Annotated in this window: 16 protein-coding genes; 7 read left to right on the forward strand and 9 right to left on the reverse strand. The window is 52.8% G+C overall.

Annotated features, from left to right (window positions below; all coding sequences use genetic code 11):
• The first annotated feature begins 41 nt into the window (after nt 1-41).
• The 4 genes from IEX74_RS11165 to accC all read left to right on the forward strand — a co-directional run bounded on the left by IEX74_RS11165 (nt 42) and on the right by accC (nt 3,785).
• Nucleotides 42-1,067 (forward strand): beta-ketoacyl-ACP synthase III, encoded by a 1,026-nt coding sequence (locus IEX74_RS11165; RefSeq protein ID WP_188814049.1) that lies wholly within the window; start codon nt 42-44, stop codon nt 1,065-1,067.
• A gap of 189 nt (nt 1,068-1,256) precedes the next feature.
• Complete coding sequence (efp, locus tag IEX74_RS11170) at nt 1,257-1,820, forward strand: elongation factor P (protein ID WP_086593220.1); 564 nt, start codon at nt 1,257-1,259, stop codon at nt 1,818-1,820.
• A 22-nt stretch (nt 1,821-1,842) separates the two neighbouring features.
• Complete coding sequence (gene accB, locus IEX74_RS11175; RefSeq protein WP_188814051.1) at nt 1,843-2,322, forward strand: acetyl-CoA carboxylase biotin carboxyl carrier protein; 480 nt, start codon at nt 1,843-1,845, stop codon at nt 2,320-2,322.
• Nucleotides 2,323-2,441: 119 nt separating this feature from the next.
• Nucleotides 2,442-3,785, forward strand: coding sequence for an acetyl-CoA carboxylase biotin carboxylase subunit (accC, locus tag IEX74_RS11180; protein WP_188814053.1), 1,344 nt, complete (start codon nt 2,442-2,444; stop codon nt 3,783-3,785).
• A gap of 75 nt (nt 3,786-3,860) precedes the next feature.
• On the opposite strand, the gene IEX74_RS11185 is transcribed toward accC, so the two are convergent.
• On the reverse strand, nt 3,861-4,433 hold the full coding sequence (locus IEX74_RS11185) for a DUF3109 family protein (protein ID WP_188814055.1): 573 nt from the start codon (nt 4,431-4,433) through the stop codon (nt 3,861-3,863).
• A 71-nt stretch (nt 4,434-4,504) separates the two neighbouring features.
• Nucleotides 4,505-5,686, reverse strand: a complete 1,182-nt coding sequence (locus tag IEX74_RS11190) for a glycosyltransferase family 4 protein (protein WP_188814056.1) — start codon at nt 5,684-5,686, stop codon at nt 4,505-4,507.
• A gap of 307 nt (nt 5,687-5,993) precedes the next feature.
• Between IEX74_RS11190 and IEX74_RS11195 the strand changes: the two genes are divergently transcribed.
• From IEX74_RS11195 to murA, 3 genes are all read left to right on the forward strand, one after another.
• Nucleotides 5,994-8,246: an ATP-dependent helicase gene (locus tag IEX74_RS11195; RefSeq protein WP_188814057.1), complete on the forward strand. Its 2,253-nt coding sequence runs from the start codon at nt 5,994-5,996 to the stop codon at nt 8,244-8,246.
• Between the two features lie 116 nt (nt 8,247-8,362).
• Nucleotides 8,363-9,085: a DUF4290 domain-containing protein gene (locus IEX74_RS11200; RefSeq protein WP_188814058.1), complete on the forward strand. Its 723-nt coding sequence runs from the start codon at nt 8,363-8,365 to the stop codon at nt 9,083-9,085.
• A gap of 111 nt (nt 9,086-9,196) precedes the next feature.
• Nucleotides 9,197-10,501 (forward strand): UDP-N-acetylglucosamine 1-carboxyvinyltransferase, encoded by a 1,305-nt coding sequence (gene murA, locus IEX74_RS11205; protein WP_188814059.1) that lies wholly within the window; start codon nt 9,197-9,199, stop codon nt 10,499-10,501.
• Between the two features lie 83 nt (nt 10,502-10,584).
• Here the strand turns inward: murA and IEX74_RS11210 are convergent, their stop codons facing one another.
• The 7 genes from IEX74_RS11210 to IEX74_RS11240 form a co-directional block, all read right to left on the reverse strand.
• Nucleotides 10,585-10,920, reverse strand: a complete 336-nt coding sequence (locus IEX74_RS11210) for a phage holin family protein (RefSeq protein WP_188814060.1) — start codon at nt 10,918-10,920, stop codon at nt 10,585-10,587.
• An 87-nt stretch (nt 10,921-11,007) separates the two neighbouring features.
• Complete coding sequence (locus IEX74_RS11215) at nt 11,008-12,099, reverse strand: agmatinase family protein (RefSeq protein ID WP_188814061.1); 1,092 nt, start codon at nt 12,097-12,099, stop codon at nt 11,008-11,010.
• 124 nt (nt 12,100-12,223) lie between these two features.
• Nucleotides 12,224-12,859 (reverse strand): chemotaxis protein CheC, encoded by a 636-nt coding sequence (locus tag IEX74_RS11220; protein WP_229755213.1) that lies wholly within the window; start codon nt 12,857-12,859, stop codon nt 12,224-12,226.
• 63 nt (nt 12,860-12,922) lie between these two features.
• A complete protein-coding gene (locus IEX74_RS11225) occupies nt 12,923-14,566 on the reverse strand; it encodes a chemotaxis protein CheA (protein ID WP_188814062.1) in 1,644 nt (547 codons plus the stop codon).
• The gene (locus tag IEX74_RS11230) at nt 14,563-15,648 is read right to left on the reverse strand and encodes a CheB methylesterase domain-containing protein (RefSeq protein WP_188814063.1); all 1,086 of its coding nucleotides are present in this window, start codon (nt 15,646-15,648) and stop codon (nt 14,563-14,565) included. Before IEX74_RS11230 ends, IEX74_RS11225 begins: the two co-directional genes overlap by 4 nt.
• A 75-nt stretch (nt 15,649-15,723) precedes the next feature.
• The gene (locus IEX74_RS11235) at nt 15,724-16,107 is read right to left on the reverse strand and encodes a response regulator (RefSeq protein ID WP_188814064.1); all 384 of its coding nucleotides are present in this window, start codon (nt 16,105-16,107) and stop codon (nt 15,724-15,726) included.
• A 47-nt stretch (nt 16,108-16,154) separates the two neighbouring features.
• Nucleotides 16,155-16,751, reverse strand: coding sequence for a chemotaxis protein CheW (locus tag IEX74_RS11240; protein ID WP_229755216.1), 597 nt, complete (start codon nt 16,749-16,751; stop codon nt 16,155-16,157).
• Between the last annotated feature and the right edge of the window lie 21 nt (nt 16,752-16,772).

Here is a 16,772-nt window from a genome sequence, read left to right on the forward strand (position 1 = left end):
GGTAGGAGTTTTCCTACCTGCAAGCTGCTTTTGCGCCCTCAATGAAAATTACCGCCGCCATTACTGGGGTGGGCGCCTACGTGCCCGATTACATCCTCACCAACAAGGAACTCGAAACGCTGGTAGAAACCACCGATGAGTGGATTGTTAGTCGAACGGGTATTGAGGAGCGCCATATTCTAAAGGGTGAGAACCAAGGCACTTCCGTAATGGGCGTGAAGGCAGTAGAACAGCTGCTGGCAAAAACGGGTACCAAGCCCGAGGAAATAGATCTAGTTATCTGCGCTACTACTACGCCTGATCTGGTATTTCCAGCTACTGCTAATATAATTTCGGCAGCTGTAGGCATCAACAACGCCTTTAGCTTCGATATGCAGGCAGCCTGCTCAGGCTTCATCTTCGCGTTGACGACTGGAGCTCAGTTCATTCAGACGGGCGCTTACAAAAAAGTAATTGTAATCGGGGCCGACAAAATGTCGAGCATCATTGATTATACTGACCGGGCTACGTGCATCATCTTTGGTGATGGCGCCGGTGCTGTTTTGCTCGAGCCGAACACCGAAGGCCTAGGTTTGCAGGACCAGGTTTTGTGCTCTGATGGTAATGGCGAGCCCTACTTGCACCAGAAAGCCGGTGGCAGCCGTCGGCCATCATCAGCTGAGACGGTCGCTCACCGTGAGCATTATGTGCATCAGGAAGGTGCTACGGTGTTTAAATTTGCGGTGAAGAACATGGCTGATGTGGCTCATCAGGTGATGGAGCGCAATAGCCTTACCGCCGACGACGTAGCGTGGCTGGTACCGCACCAGGCCAACAAGCGCATCATTGATGCCACAGCGCACCGCATGGGTGTGGGTGAAGAGAAAGTGATGCTTAACATTCACCGCTACGGCAACACCACTAACGGTACCATTCCGCTGTGCCTAGCCGATTATGAGTCGAAGCTTCACAAAGGAGACAACCTGATCATTGCTGCGTTTGGAGGAGGATTTACCTGGGGCGCTTTGTACCTTAAATGGGCTTACGACCCAAAACCTGATCCGCAATCGGCTCACGTAATGGGCTAAACGCGGAAAACCTCTATACTTGCACTCCCGTTGTGCCGCCCCGCCATCTTACGGGACGGCACTTCTTTTTAATTTTGAATGCTGAGTGTTGAGTGTTGAGTGTTGAATTATCAGGTCTCTGCAATCCTATCTATTCAGCTTTCAGACTCTAATTCAAAATTCAAAACTTAAAATTCAACATTCTTATAAATGGCAACCACCGCAGATTTTAAAAACGGCCTCTGCCTTGAGTACAACGGCGATTTGTACATTATCACGGAATTTCAGCACGTAAAGCCGGGCAAAGGCCCTGCCTTCGTGCGTACCAAGCTGCGCAACATCAAAACCGGTAAGGTCATCGACAACACCTTCAACGCAGGTGTAAAAGTGACGACGGCACGCGTGGAGCAACGCCCACACCAATTCCTGTACAAAGACGAGTATGGCTACAACTTCATGAACAACGCTGACTTTGAGCAAGTAACGCTGCCCGAGTCGATGGTGCCTTTTCATGATTTGCTGAAAGACGGACAAGAGGTTACGATTCTGTTTCACGCCGAAACCGAACAGCCTCTCACCGCTGAGCTGCCGCCTTTCGTAGAGCTGATGGTAACCTACACCGAGCCCGGCCTACGCGGCGACACTGCCACTAATACGCTCAAGCCGGCAACAGTGGAAACAGGAGCCCGTATTCAGGTGCCACTGTTTATCGAGCAAGACACGAAAATCCGCGTAGATACGCGTGACTACTCTTATGTCGAACGAGTCAAATAATTCCCCGCAGAAGCAGCCTGCTATGAAAGCAAAAGAACTCCAGGATCTGATCGACTTTATCGCCAAGTCGGGTCTGAACAAAGTCAACATTGAAACCGAGGAGTTCAAAATCTCGGTGCAGCGCGAGCCTAGCTACAAGCCCGTAATCAGTGCGGCGGCGGCGCCAGCACCAGCCGGGGCTGCTCCTGCCCCGGCGGCTGCGGCGCCGGCTCCTGCTGCCCCAGCGGCGGCGGCCGCACCTGCTGCTCCCGCCAGCAACAATTACGTGCCGCTCAAGTCGCCCATGATTGGCACCTTCTACCGGGCAGCCAGCCCCGACAGCCCGGCGCTGGTGAACGTAGGCGACTTAGTAGAACAGGGTCAGGTAATCTGCATTATCGAGGCCATGAAGCTGTTCAACGAGATAGAAGCCGAAACATCAGGACGCGTAGTGAAAGTGATGGTGGAGAATGCCAACCCGGTCGAATATGACCAGCCGCTCTTCCTGATCGAGCCGATGTAATTTTGGGTTTTGGGGTCTTGGTAGCTTAGGGTCTTGGGTTTGCACAAAACCACCCCTAGGTTCCCGAGGCCCTTTTCTCTTTTACGAAGACCCCAAGTTCCTAAGACCCTAAGATCCCAATGTTCAAGAAAATATTAGTTGCCAACCGGGGCGAAATTGCGCTGCGCATCATCCGCACCTGCAAGGAGATGGGTATCAAGACGGTAGCCGTTTACTCGACAGCCGATAAGGAAAGCCTGCACGTACGCTTCGCCGACGAAGCGGTGTGCATAGGCCCGCCTCCCTCGGCGCAGTCCTACCTCAATATCCCGACGCTGATTGCCGCCGCCGAAATCACGAATGCCGATGCTATTCATCCTGGTTATGGCTTTTTGAGCGAAAACGCGGAATTCTCGCGCATCTGCCAGGAAAACGGCATTAAGTTCATCGGTGCCACCCCGGAGATGATCAACTCGATGGGCGACAAGGCTTCGGCAAAGGCCACCATGAAGAAAGCCGGCGTGCCTACCATTCCCGGTTCTGACGGCTTGCTTGAGTCCATTGCGGAAGGCCTGAAAGTAGCGCACAAAGTGAAGTACCCCGTCATCCTGAAAGCTACGGCTGGTGGCGGTGGCCGCGGCATGCGCATCGTGCGCAACGATGAAGAGTTTGAAAAGGCCTGGAACAGTGCCCGCACCGAAGCACAGGCAGCTTTCGGCAACGATGGCATCTACCTGGAAAAGTATGTGGAAGAGCCGCACCACATCGAAATCCAACTCGTAGGTGACCAGTACGGCCGCGCGGCTCACCTTTCGGAGCGCGACTGCTCTATTCAGCGCCGTCATCAGAAGTTGGTGGAGGAAACCCCTTCTCCTTTCATGACAGATAAGCTCCGCGAAAAGATGGGCAAAGCTGCCGTAGCTGGTGCCAAGGCTATCAGCTACGAAGGCGTGGGTACCATCGAATTCCTGGTTGATAAGAACCGCGACTTCTACTTCATGGAAATGAACACCCGTATTCAGGTTGAGCACCCGATTACGGAGGAAGTCGTGAACTACGACCTTATCAAAGAGCAGATTAAAGTAGCGGCTGGGGTGCCGATTTCGGGTAAAGACTACTTCCCCCAAATGCACGCCATGGAGTGCCGCATCAACGCCGAGGACCCTTCGAATGGTTTCCGTCCGTCGCCCGGCAAAATCACCGTGCTGCACATTCCCGGTGGTCACGGCGTGCGCGTTGATACGCACGTATATGCTGGCTACACCATCCCGCCGAACTACGACTCGATGATTGCTAAGCTCATCACAGTAGCACAAACCCGCGAGGAGTGCATCGTGAAGATGAAGCGTGCGCTAAGCGAGTTTGTGGTAGAAGGTGTAAAAACCACTATCCCCTTCCACCTAGCTTTGATGGACAACGTAGATTTCCGCGCTGGCAATTTCACAACAGCGTTCTTGGAGTCGTTTGACTTCTCGGTGCTGTAGAATTCTCGTTCTTCTAAAATGAAAAGGCCACCTAATATTAGCTGGCCTTTTCATTTTAAGCACTTAGTCAGGTATTTAAGAGCCTACTGGATTCTCAATTTCCTGCACCAACTCGCCGTACCAACCTTCCCCGTACTTGCGAATAAGCGGCTCTTTCAGAAACTGATAAATCCGCACACCTAGGTTGGCGCCGAATGAACAAGCCGGGTTGCAGATGTTCCAACGGTCGTAGTTCAGCGCCTCAAAGTCCTCGTACTTGGTGATGCGAATCGGGTACAGGTGGCAGCTGATGGGTTTTTTGAAGCTCGTAGCACCAGCCAAATACGCTTGCTCGATGCCGCACTTCAGGATGCCGCGCTCATCGTAAAGCGCATAGGCACACTCCCGGTCATTGATCGTAGTCGTGCTGTAGTCGTCTTCCCAGTCTTTGATGTAAAGGCCTTGTGCTTCAATAGCTTCCCGGCCAGCTTCGGTGAGAAACGGCTTGATCTTATCGTATTCGGTTTCCAGAATAGCTAGCTCCTCTTCCTCCAAAGGAGCACCTAGGTCGCCTTCGACGCAACAAGCGCCTTTGCAAGCTTCCAGGTTGCAGACAAAGAAGTTGTCACGGATGTCGTCGGAAATGACGGTATTTTGAATGATAATCATGGTATTGCAGACAAACGGACTACAAAGATACAGAAGAGTGACTGAGTAAATCGTTGAACATCACTACTCAGTTACTCTGACGAAGTCACCCTTCGGATAATCTGTTCCGTTAGCGCGCATTGGCGCTCGTGTGCATACTCCCGGATGGCCTCTTGCTGGGCTGCCTGACCTAGGTGTTGTGCCCACGCCGGATTGTTGAGGCAACGTAAAACAGCTTGCGTGCAGGCTTCCGTATCGCCGACCGGATAGAGCAGGCCCGTTTGGCCGTCTTTGATGATTTCGGCGGTGCCACCGATGCGGGTACCTAGCACCGGCAGACCGGCCGCCATAGCCTCAATCGTCACCATACCATAGGTTTCGTTTGTGGAAGCCATCACGAACACATCAATAGCTCGGTAGAAAACTTCGGTTTGCGCGCTGAAGGGGCGAAAATGGACGACTTGCTCCAGGTTGTAGTCTCGTACTAGCTGGTGCAGCTTCGCCAGGTATTCATCTCCTTCATTTTTAGTAAGTTCCCCCATCAACACCAGCTCTACCGCTCGCTGATGCTGCGTTCGTAGCTGCTGAATTACCTCAATCACGAAGTCCTGGCCCTTGCCGTCATCAAGGCGACCGAGCAGCCCTAGCAACGTGCTGGTGGCCGGTAAACCTAGCTGCTCACGAGCAGCGGCTTTCGTCAGGCCTGGATCAATGAAGCTAGCCAACTCAATGCCGAGCGGCACCACATGGACTTTGGCCGGATCGAAGCGGGTTTTCTCAGTAACCTGCTTTGCTAGCCAGGGTAAAGGGGAAAGCCAGGCATCAAGGACTCGAAAGCGCAGGGTATGAAACCAGTCCCGCTTGGGAGGACCTAGCTGCATGTGCTGCTGATAGACAAGATGTATCTGCTTGCCCATGAGCAGCTTTACTAAGCTCACCAAACCTAGGTCGCGGTTCTGGGTAACGATGAGCACCCGAATCTGCTGTTGGCGCAGGTACGTTGACATCTGGCGGGCGGCCCCTAGGCTAAAGGTCTTCGAGCGACTACTCAGCTGTTGAACCAGCAAGTTTTCCTGCTGTGCTTGCTTTAACGCCGGGGAATCGGGCGGCGCAAACAGGGTGATCTGCCAACCTCTGGCTTGCATCCACCGCGTTAGTTTGACGGTATTAATTTCCAACCCACCCCAACTCCGCGATAGGCACAGAATACCTAGGTTCGGCGTCGATGAATCTACTTTATGTTGAGTGTTGTGGGGCTGTTTACTCTCTGCCATGCGCTACACGTAATGAGAAAGGCTAGCTTTCGAATGAACAAAGGTGAGTAGGTTTTGGCGGGAAAACAGCAAGCCCATTTTCGTTGCGTAACTTTGTTCGTGCAAGCATGGCTCATGCTTTTAAGCACCTTGGCTGACTACGGCGTGTGATACCCGTTTACTCAGCGCAGGCAGGCGCCGGAAAAGGCACCAAAGCGGCGCCAAAACCGTTTTCGAAAAGCGCAGGCTGCTGATTGGCAGCTACTCGGCTTTCCACTGTCAAAGCTCTACCTTTGCTCAAGCAGCAGTGTTGGTTGTATACTGAAGAATGGCACTAGATTATCTCAACTTACTGAATCCTTCCCAGGCGGGCGCGGTGATGAACACCGAGGGTCCTTGCATGATTATCGCGGGCGCCGGCTCGGGCAAGACGCGCGTGCTCACGTACCGCATTGCGCACCTGCTGGAAAAAGGTGTGGACCCGTTCAACATCCTGGCCCTGACGTTTACCAATAAGGCGGCCAAAGAAATGCGGGCCCGTATCGAGAAAGTGGTCGGCCCGGATGCCAAGAACGTGTGGATGGGCACCTTTCACTCGGTATTTGCCCGTATCCTACGCTCGGAGGCTGACAAGATTGGCTATCCGCGCTCTTTCACGATCTACGACACGCAGGACAGCAAAACGCTGGTGTCGCAGATTGTGAAGGAGTTGGAGCTGGATGATAAGCTTTACAAACCTAGCATGGTGCTAGGTCGAATCTCGGCGGCCAAGAACAAGCTGATTTCGGTGCAGCAGTACCTTAACGACCCGGTTATTCGCCAGGACGACGAGGCGGCGCTACGACCTAAGATTGGCGTTATTTACCAGCAATATGCCCAGCGCTGCTTCAAGGCCGGCGCCATGGACTTCGATGACCTACTCTATCAGACCAACGTGCTCTTCAAGGACCATGTGGATGTGCTGAACAAGTATCAGAACATCTTCAAGTACGTGATGGTCGACGAGTATCAGGATACGAACTACTCGCAGTACCTCATCACGCGCAAGCTGGCGGCCAAGGAGCGTAACATCTGCGTGGTAGGTGACGACGCGCAAAGCATTTATGCCTTCCGTGGCGCCGATATCAGCAACATTCTCAACTTCGAGAAAGACTATCCTGAGTTGCAAGTTTTCAAGCTAGAGCAAAACTACCGCTCTACCAAGAACATTGTAAAAGCGGCTAACTCGGTCATTAAGAACAACAAAGCTCAGCTGCGCAAAGACGTTTTCTCGGAGAATGAGGAAGGCACGCTAATCGAGGTTATCAAGGCGGCCTCCGACAACGAGGAAGGCAAACTGGTGGCCAACTCGATCTACGAGGACAAGATGAACCAGCATTTGTCCTACGATGATTTCGCTATCCTCTACCGCACCAACGCCCAAAGCCGGGCGATGGAAGAAGCGTTGCGCAAGCTCAACATCAAGTACAAAATCGTCGGTGGCCTGTCGTTCTACCAGCGTAAGGAAATCAAGGACTTAGTGGCCTACCTGCGCATGACGGTGAACCCGAACGACGAGCAGGCCTTACGGCGCGTTATCAACTACCCAAAACGGGGTATCGGCGACACGACGATAAGCAAGCTCATCAACGCTGCGGAAGAGTCGAACCACACCATCTGGGAAGTGGTGAGCAATGCCGACAAGTTCTTGCCCACGCGGGTAGCCAATCCGGTGGTTGGTTTCGCGGAGCAGATTAAGAGCTACACGGTAGTAGCAGGCAAGGAAGACGCGTTCGAAGCGGCCAAGTTCATTGCCAAGAACTCCGGCATGATCGAGGAATTATACGCTGATAAGAGCATCGAAGGACTGTCGCGCTACGAGAACATTCAGGAATTGCTCAACGGTATCAAAGAGTACGTCGATGATCCGGAACGCGAGGACAAGTCGCTGGCTTCCTTCCTGCAAGACATTGCCCTCGTCACCGACGCCGACACCAAAGATGCCCAGCAAGACGGCGAAATGGTGACCCTGATGACGATTCACTCAGCCAAGGGTTTGGAATTCCGCAACGTGTACATCGTGGGCATGGAGGAAAACCTTTTCCCGTCGCAGATGATGATTACATCGCGCGCCGATCTAGAGGAAGAGCGCCGCTTGTTTTATGTGGCTATCACGCGGGCCGAGAAGAAGCTGACGCTCAGCTACGCTACCTCGCGCTATCAGTGGGGCAACCTGCGCAGCTGCGAGAAAAGCCGTTTTCTGGACGAAATTGACCCGCAGTTTGTCGACTTCAAGTTCTCGGCCAGCTCCGGTCCGGGCGCGGGCGAGTCGCCGTTCGGCCACGTGCTGGAGCGGCGCAGCAACCTCATCCCCCCTGCTCCCCGTAAGACGGTAGCAAAAGGCTACACGCCACCTGCTGATTTTCAACCCAGTGACACTTCCAACCTTGCTGCCGGGCAACGCGTAGAGCACCCCAAATTCGGCTTTGGCACGGTGGCTAAGCTCGAAACCCAAGCTGGTTCTACCAAGGCTATTATCCAGTTTGAAGAGGTTGGCGAGAAGACCTTGCTGCTGAGTTTTGCTAAGTTGCGGGTGCTCTAAGTGCCCGCTCAACCTAGCTTGCCAGAGCCTTTATCCATCAGGTTCTGCCTATATTTACAACTAGGATCTGGCTGCGCTTCATCCCAAGCGAAAGCTAGGTCTTTCCTTCTTTTTAGATGACATACCTTCCCTCCCCTTATAAAAACGAGCTGCTGCTGCGTGAATATGGCCAGAGTACCTACGAACTGGTGCAAACCCTGCGCACCATCGAGGACAAAGCCGAGCGCACCCGACGCGCCCAGCAGATTGTACAGCTTATTTTCCGCCTCAACCCTAGCTTGCGCGACCAGCCGGACGCGCAGCAGAAAGTATGGCACCATCTGTTTGTGATGGCCGACGAGGACCTGGACGTAGATAGCCCCTTCCCACTCAAGGGCTTAGACCTTGAGAAAGATCCTGAGAGCGTTGCTTATCCCAAAGGCTCCCCGAAGCTGAAGGCATACGGCCGCAGCGTGGAGCTACTGATTGAGAAGGCCTTAACCCTCGAAGATCCGGCTGAGCGCGAACAAGCCACCATCGCCATTGGGCGCACGATGAAGTTCTTGTACCGCTCCCACAACAAGGAAAACGCCAAGGACATCACGATTCTGAAACACCTGAAAGAGCTTTCCGGAGGCAAGCTGGAGCTAGATCCGGCTCAGGTAGAAGCGCAGAACCTCTTTGAATTTGCCACGACCGGCCGACCGGCCCCCTTTATCGTGCCTCAGCCGCGCAACGACCGCAACGAACGGCCCGAGCGTGGCGACCGTGAAGTGCGCCGCGGCAATGGCAACAACCGCCGCGACAAGCAGCGCCGGGGCGGCAAGAAGCGCCAAGAACCTCAACAACCCCCACAGTAACTCGGAAAGCTGCCAGCTGTTAGCTACTGGCTGTTAGCTATTATCCAGTTTAGTTTTCCCGTTCCTCATAATTTTAAAAGCTAGCAGCTGAAAGCTAATAGCTCAAGATCAATGGCTTGTTTTGAAGTAATCGGCGGCACCCCGCTTAAAGGAGAAATTATACCACAAGGCGCTAAAAACGAGGCGCTTCAGATTTTGTGTGCCGTACTGCTCACGTCGGAACCCGTCACGATTTCCAACATTCCGGACATTCGCGACGTCAATAAGCTAATTGAACTGTTGCGCGACATGGGCGTGAAAGTTGGTAAGCTTTCACCCGACACGTACCGCTTCCAGGCTGATGACGTTCACCTAAACTACCTTGATTCAGAGCAGTTTGTGACCCAAGGCCGGGCTTTGCGTGGTTCGGTTATGATCCTAGGTCCTATGCTGGCGCGGTTTGGCAAGTGCCAATTACCAAAACCAGGCGGCGACAAGATTGGTCGTCGGCCCTTGGATACGCACTTTGTAGGTTTGGAGAAGATGGGCGGCCAGCTCACGCTGGAAGGAAATGACTTTTACCGCATCTCAGCGCCGAATGGCCTGAAAGGCACGTACATGCTGCTCGACGAAGCATCTGTAACGGGTACGGCTAATATCGTGATGGCGGCCGTGCTGGCAGAAGGCACCACGACCATCTACAACGCGGCCTGTGAGCCCTATCTGCAGCAGCTCTGCAAAATGCTGGTGCGCATGGGTGCTAAAATCAACGGCATCGGCTCTAACCTGCTGACGATTGAAGGTGTGGAGAGCCTCGGCGGCACCGACCACCGGATGCTGCCCGACATGATTGAAATCGGCTCCTTCATTGGCCTAGCCGCCATGACGGGTTCCGAAATCACGATCAAAGACTGTCAGATTCAGGAGCTAGGTTTGATTCCGGACACTTTCCGAAAGCTAGGTATTCAGCTGGAGTTTCGCGGCGACGACATCTTCATTCCAGCCCAAGACCACTACGAAATTGCCACCTACCTCGATGGCAGTATCCTGACGGTATCCGACCACACGTGGCCGGGCCTCACGCCCGACTTGCTTAGCGTTATCTTGGTCGTAGCAACGCAGGCACAAGGCACAGTACTCATTCACCAGAAGATGTTTGAGTCGCGCCTGTTCTTTGTTGACAAGCTGATCGATATGGGCGCGCAGATTATCCTTTGCGACCCGCACCGCGCAACAGTCATCGGCTTGAACAAGCGCACCCGCTTACATGGCATCACGATGACCTCGCCGGATATTCGGGCTGGTGTAGCCTTGCTTATTGCGGCTCTCTCCGCTGAAGGCCGCAGCGTAATTGAAAATGTCGAGCAGATAGACCGCGGTTATCAGTTCATCGACAAGCGTCTGAACGCCCTAGGTGCGCAGATTCGTCGTTTGTAAAGTAAAGCTCTATTTATCAAGCACAAAAAAGCCCCGCCTTATAGAAAGGCGGGGCTTTTTTGTGCTTTGTTTTCGGCGGCAACCTAGGTAGTTACCATATCTACTACCGACGTCGCAAGGGACAACACAATGCTGAACAGCACGGCAGCGAGGAATCCATCAAGTTTGAAGCCCGGCAAAATCGCAGCCGCTATTAACACGATAACGGCATTGATAACCAGCAAGAAAAGACCTAGGGTCAGGACCGTAATCGGAAAGCCCAGAATCTTGAGAATGGGTTTTAGAACGGCATTGAGCACAGCCAGTACGAGCACGAGCAAAATGGCATCGCTAAACCCTTCCAGATGCGCGCCCGGCAGAAAATTACCTAGGGCATAAGTGATAATGGCCGTCAGAATGAACTTGAGGATGAAACCCATGAGAATGGTGCAATTAGGTTAGGAGAGAATGTTGGCGTACAACAGCCGGACAACGATACGCAAAACCTAGGTTTATGTTGATCCTGCCTATTTTTCCAACTCTCGTGCCCGCAGTCGTCCCTGCGACACTGCCATCCAGTTGCACAGGTGATACAGCAAGCGGGCGCCTACAATGCCATTCCAGTCAGTATCGCCGGGGGCTACCTCGTTCAGGTCGCAGCCAATGATCTGCCGACCCGAGCGCACCACCATGCGGATCAGATACAAAGCCTGCTCAAACTCTAATCCACCGGGTACGGGCGTGCCGGTGCCAGGGCATAGCTTCGGGTCTAGGCCGTCAATATCAAAGCTGATGTACACCTTCTGTGGGAGTTGCGCAATGATCTTTTTGCACTCCTTCCGCCACGACTTGCCGCCGTACATCTCCTCCCGCAGAAACCGATCCGTGAACATGATGACGCGCCCGTTGCTCCGCTCCGCCAACTCGGCTTCCTGCTGGCAATAGTCGCGGATGCCTACCTGCACCAGCTTCTTGATCTGGGGCAGCTGCAAGGCATTGTACATAATGGAGGCATGCGAGTACTGAAAGCCTTCATAGGCCGGCCGCAAGTCGCAGTGCGCATCAAATTGCAGAATACCAAACTCTTCGTGGCGCTCGGCCAACGCGTGCAGATAACCTAGGGGCGTGCTATGGTCGCCGCCCAACACCACCACGCCTTTACCAGCATCAAGGTAAGCGCCGGTTTTCTGCTTCAGCCAACCTAGCAATGACGTGCTACTGGCTGTCACACGGGCTGGCACATCCGCAAACCCGGCCCCATCTGTAGCGGGCTGCCCAGCTTCGAGCCACCCGATATAATCGGCCGCAAACGCACGCAGTTCCTGACTTTTCTTTGACCACTGCTCGTCTTCCTCTTCCATCGCCAAACCTAGGCGCCAAGCGTCGGGAATATCCGGATCGTAAAGATCTACTTGTAGCGAAGCTTCCCGAATTGCTTCGGGGCCTTGCGCCGTACCAGCCCGGTACGATACAGTTACTTCCCACGGTACAGGTACTACTACTACTTGCGCTTCTTCCACTGTGAAGGGCAAACCGTACAAACCACCTGCTGCATCGCCGAGAGCATTAGGGTCGAAGTTGGCGAGTTTCTGGGCCAAGCCAGAGGCAGAATCGGACATAAAAAGTCGTAGAGAAAAATAAAAACTGTCAGAGACGGCTCAGCCATGCGTCTGCTTGGCGCAAACGCAAGCCTTAATCCGGGATGACAGCGCAGACAATGAAGAGAATAAAAATCTAGCTTAGCTAGGAAGGCTTAACACCGCCCAAAAAATCGTAGGTACGAATGATTTCCAAAATCTTTTCGAACGTCTGCCGATCGAAGAACAACATCAGCGGCAACTCAACTGAGTTTTCCTTATCTGAAAATTGCGTGATTACGGAGAAAATAAGGGGCTGCACCATTGGTTTATGAAGCAACAGGCTATTCAGCGCTTCGGCTAGCTCCCCTTTTGGCGCTACGGGCGGCGCTCCATAGATGCGCGCTTTCAGGATATTAGCTAGCTGCGTTACCAAAGCCCCCGTGATGATATTACTGATTTCCAGTAACAGCGATTCCTGCATCTCATTGATATCAGTGGATTCAGGTACGTTCAGCCGCAAACAGACGCGGGAAAGTCGCTGCACATGCTGCCCGGAAAAAAACATGAGCGTGGTGCCATTGAAGTCACCTTTGATATCAGATTGGATGACAGCGTGCCCATTCTGATAATCGTGCACTTTGTCTAGGATGCTGCGAACTGGCATAATATCCAGATTCGGAACCTCAAGCAGAACTTTCTCCTGCGCAATAACCGCAAACGAGTCAGCTGCTCGGGCCAAGCCGATGTTGAGAATTTCCCGGATGATATCCCGCTCCAGCTCCGTCATGTGCAAATCCATAATAATCAATCAATTGGCAAGTTGCTACAACTCGGCAGCAAGTTGAATTCTGCAATACGTTTTTTATGGCCTCTTGGCTAGAAAAAGGCGGGTAAGTGCTGGCACATCGAGCACCAGACAAACCTGCCCACTTCCTAGCAAGGTGACGCCCCCAAACAGATCAATGGTGTCTAGCGGCTTACTCATAGACTTGATCACAATAGCTTGCTGGCGCAGAAAGCGGTCCACGATCAGGCCTAGCTTGCGGTTGTTGTAATTCACGATGATGATGTCCTGCCGGCCAGTCACCTCCGCGCGATGCACGGGCTTTAACGGTCCATCGCCATTGTGCAGCAGACGCCGTAAGCTGACAACAGGCACACTTTCCTCTTGAATATCAGCAAGTAATGTACCCCCAACAATGTGCAGCTGCTCTGGCCACAACGATACTACCGAGTCGGTGTGCATGAGCGGAATGGCATAGCTGCGCTCATCCAACTCAAACAGCAGAGCTCCTTTCACAGCAATAGAAGTGGGCAGCACCAGCGTGAACGTAGTGCCTTTTCCAAGCGTCGAATCGACCCGCAGCTGCCCGCCGAGCGAGTCAATAGCAAGCTTCACAACATCCAGTCCGACACCACGCCCTGATATTTCTGTTACTTCCTGCGCCATTGAAAAGCCGGGTTCAAAAAGAAAGGCACGTACCGCATCATCGTCGAGCGTAGTTGCTGCTTCCTTGCTTATTAAACCGCGCTCAACTGCCTTACGCCGGACATTGGCTATGTCAATCCCACGACCATCATCAATGACGTGAATAAGTACATCATCTCGTTCTGTTTGCGCCGACATCGTCAGTTGCCCTATTGCCGGCTTACCTAGATTCACACGCTCCTGCGGTTGCTCCAAACCATGCCCTATAGCGTTGCGCACTAGGTGCAACAGCGAATCGGTAATAATTTGCAGGATGTTACGGTCAATCTGGATATCTTCACCGACTAATGTCAACTCCACTTCCTTACGCTCGGCTGTGGCTACATCGCGCACCACTCGCGGGAACTTGTTGAACAATGAACCTACGTTTACTAAACGCGCGTCCATTACGCTGTATTGCAGCTCGTCGGAGATGCGAAAAAGGTGCGCCGCTGTAGCTTGCAGGGCGGAGTTACCGATTTCTTGGCTGAGTGTCAGAATACGGTCGCGGTCAATAATCAACTCCCCTACTAGGTTAAGCAGGTGATCTAGCTTCTTGATTTGAATATATACTAGGTCCGACAGTTCTAGCTTGCGGTTGGCGTCGTCTTCGGCAGCTGCGCCAGCATCAATAAGAACAGGTTCTTCCCCGCGAACCAGCCGGTCTAGGTTGGCCAGTAGTTCATCTACATCAGCTACCGAGTCGGTTTCCTGCCCATCGCCTATGGCTCGGATCATGTTGCCGATAGTGTCAATTCCGCCAAATAGTACGGGCACGACAGAGCCGGTAAAAGACTTTTCCTTGCTGCGAATCAGGCCAAAGATAGTCTCCATGTGGTGCGCTAGTTCGCCAATCTGTGTGTAGCCCATTGCCCGGGCGTTCGACTTAAGATTGTGCATAAGCCGAAAAAGCTCATTCAGAGCAGGCTCATCTGTAGGCGTTTTCTCTAACTCACTGATGTGGCGGCTCATGGCGTCGTAATATTCGAGCGCCTCCGCCATAAAAATCTCCCGATATTCCTGCTCGCGTGATTTCATCGGGATGCAGTATAAGCGGATAATGGGGTACGTAGGCGGCCCTCAGCATCCCTCTTCCCCGTACGCTCATTTATATAAGCAGCCAAGTCGTCCAACGCTAGCACTTCGTTGGCCAAGCCCGCCTGAATCACCGATTTAGGCATACTGAATACTTCTGAGGAGGCTTCATCCTGCGCTACAACTACTCCTCCATGCTGTCGGATGGCTTTCGTTCCTAGCGTTCCATCGTGTCCCAAACCAGTCATCACTACGCCTAGTACCTGACTGCCAGCTATTTGGGCGGCCGAACGCATAAGTAGATCAATAGAAGGCTCATCGAAGCTAGGGCTAACCTCGGTTGTTAGATCCAGCTTCCAGAACGGCCTAGTACCAGCAAGACCGGCCTCCACGATCATATTATACGCACCAGAAACTACTGTAATCTTGCCGGGCTCCAGCATAGTACCTGCGGCCGCAGCTTCTACGGGTAACAATGAAGCCCGGCGCAGGCGCCTCACGAAAGAGTCCGTAAAGTGTGCTGGTAAATGCAAGGCTACTACAACAGCCCAGTTCACCGTGGCCTTCAGCCCACTAACTAGGTATTCGACGGCCCGAGCGCCACCAGTTGAAGCTCCTATCACGATAATGCCTTGGGGCAATTTCGTCTTTTTCGTCGGGCTTAGGGGAGGCAACGTAGCCGTTGGTATCAGCTTAGGCCTCAGTATTCGGATCTTACCAAGTACATCTTGCTGCCACGCTGCAAGTGTCGTACTCTCTGCTGCTGGTAGTGGACTGATATAGTTGTATACGCCCCAGCGGGCCGTTTCCTGTAGTACCCCGCGCAGTAACGCCGTTCCGGCATAAAGCAACACCGGCACCTTACATTGACGGGCTAGCTGCTCCAGCACCGATAGGTGATTTTCCGCCACCACAATCAGATCAGGCTGCAAACGACGCACTAACGTCGGCAGCTCACTGGGCTCGGCACCTATCCCTAGCAGCTGCACATCAGGTTGTGCTCGCAACAGTCGGGATAGCACCAGCCGTACCTGAATAGGTAGGTTGGCAAGCAGTACAGTAAGGGGCTTAAGAGGTGTATGCACGAGGTAAGAAAACTCAAGAGCAGCTAGTCGGGCGTGGATAGCTAGGTCTACTGTTCAGGGCGCCGAAATCAGGATTTAGGCTTCCGTAGAACCGGAGGCTTGCAGAGCACCTCCCACGATTTCGAGCACCTTCTCCTCCGAAAAAGGCTTTACGATGTAAGCCGTAGCCCCACTTTCCAGTGCTTCATTAACAATCACTTCTTGACCGACAGCACTGCACATCACCACTTTCACATCGGGCTGCTCCTGCCGGATACCTTTCAGCACATCGAGGCCGGTATTATCCGGCAGAATAACGTCGAGCGTGATTAGGTCAGGATTGGTTTGTGAAGCCATTTCTAACGCTTGCTGACCATTAGCAGCCTCGCCTACGACCTCGTAGCCGGCATCCGTAAGCATGTTCTTAAGCATCGTGCGCATGTAAAAAGAATCATCCACGATGAGAATGCGGTTTTTCATAAAAGTAGCTTAGTAAAGCTGAAATTGAGGGAGAGACAAAAGCTGAGCTAGTCCTTTGTACGCACTATAGCAGGCGAAGATTCTGATTTGGGTTGCAGCTGCATAATTTCGGAAGGTGTGAGCAGCTTAAGCATATCCAGCACCACAATGATACGACCTTCTACCTTGGCGATGCCCTCGATGTACTTGTCGTTAATGTTGATATCCTGGATGAATTCCGGGGCCTTTTCGATGATGGAAATCGGGATGGACAACGGCTGCGGCACCTCCCGCACAACAATGCCAATGGTGTAATCTTTTGCTTCAATAGCCAGCGTGTAGCTTACGCCTGATAGTGGCTCGCTGCTGGCACGCAAATTAAAGCGCTCTTCCAGATCAATGATGGCAATGATGTCACCCCGTAAGTTTGCAATGCCCTTCACAAAAGGTGGGGTTTTAGGCATACGCGCTACTTCCGGCGTAATGGTGACCTCTTTTACCTGCTCGATTCGAATGCCGTACTCTTCCTCACCTAGCCGAAAGACAATCAGCTGAATGATGGGTTCTTGCTTATTATACTTTTTATCGTTGGTTGCTTCTGATTCCGGCATACTCAAGGCAGCTGAAGGAATAAAATGGCGGCTGCTCTGTTCAGCAGCCATCATTTTATTCTGAGTTGAAACACG

This window comes from Hymenobacter cavernae, from assembly GCF_014641455.1.
GTDB classification, from domain to species: domain Bacteria; phylum Bacteroidota; class Bacteroidia; order Cytophagales; family Hymenobacteraceae; genus Hymenobacter; species Hymenobacter cavernae.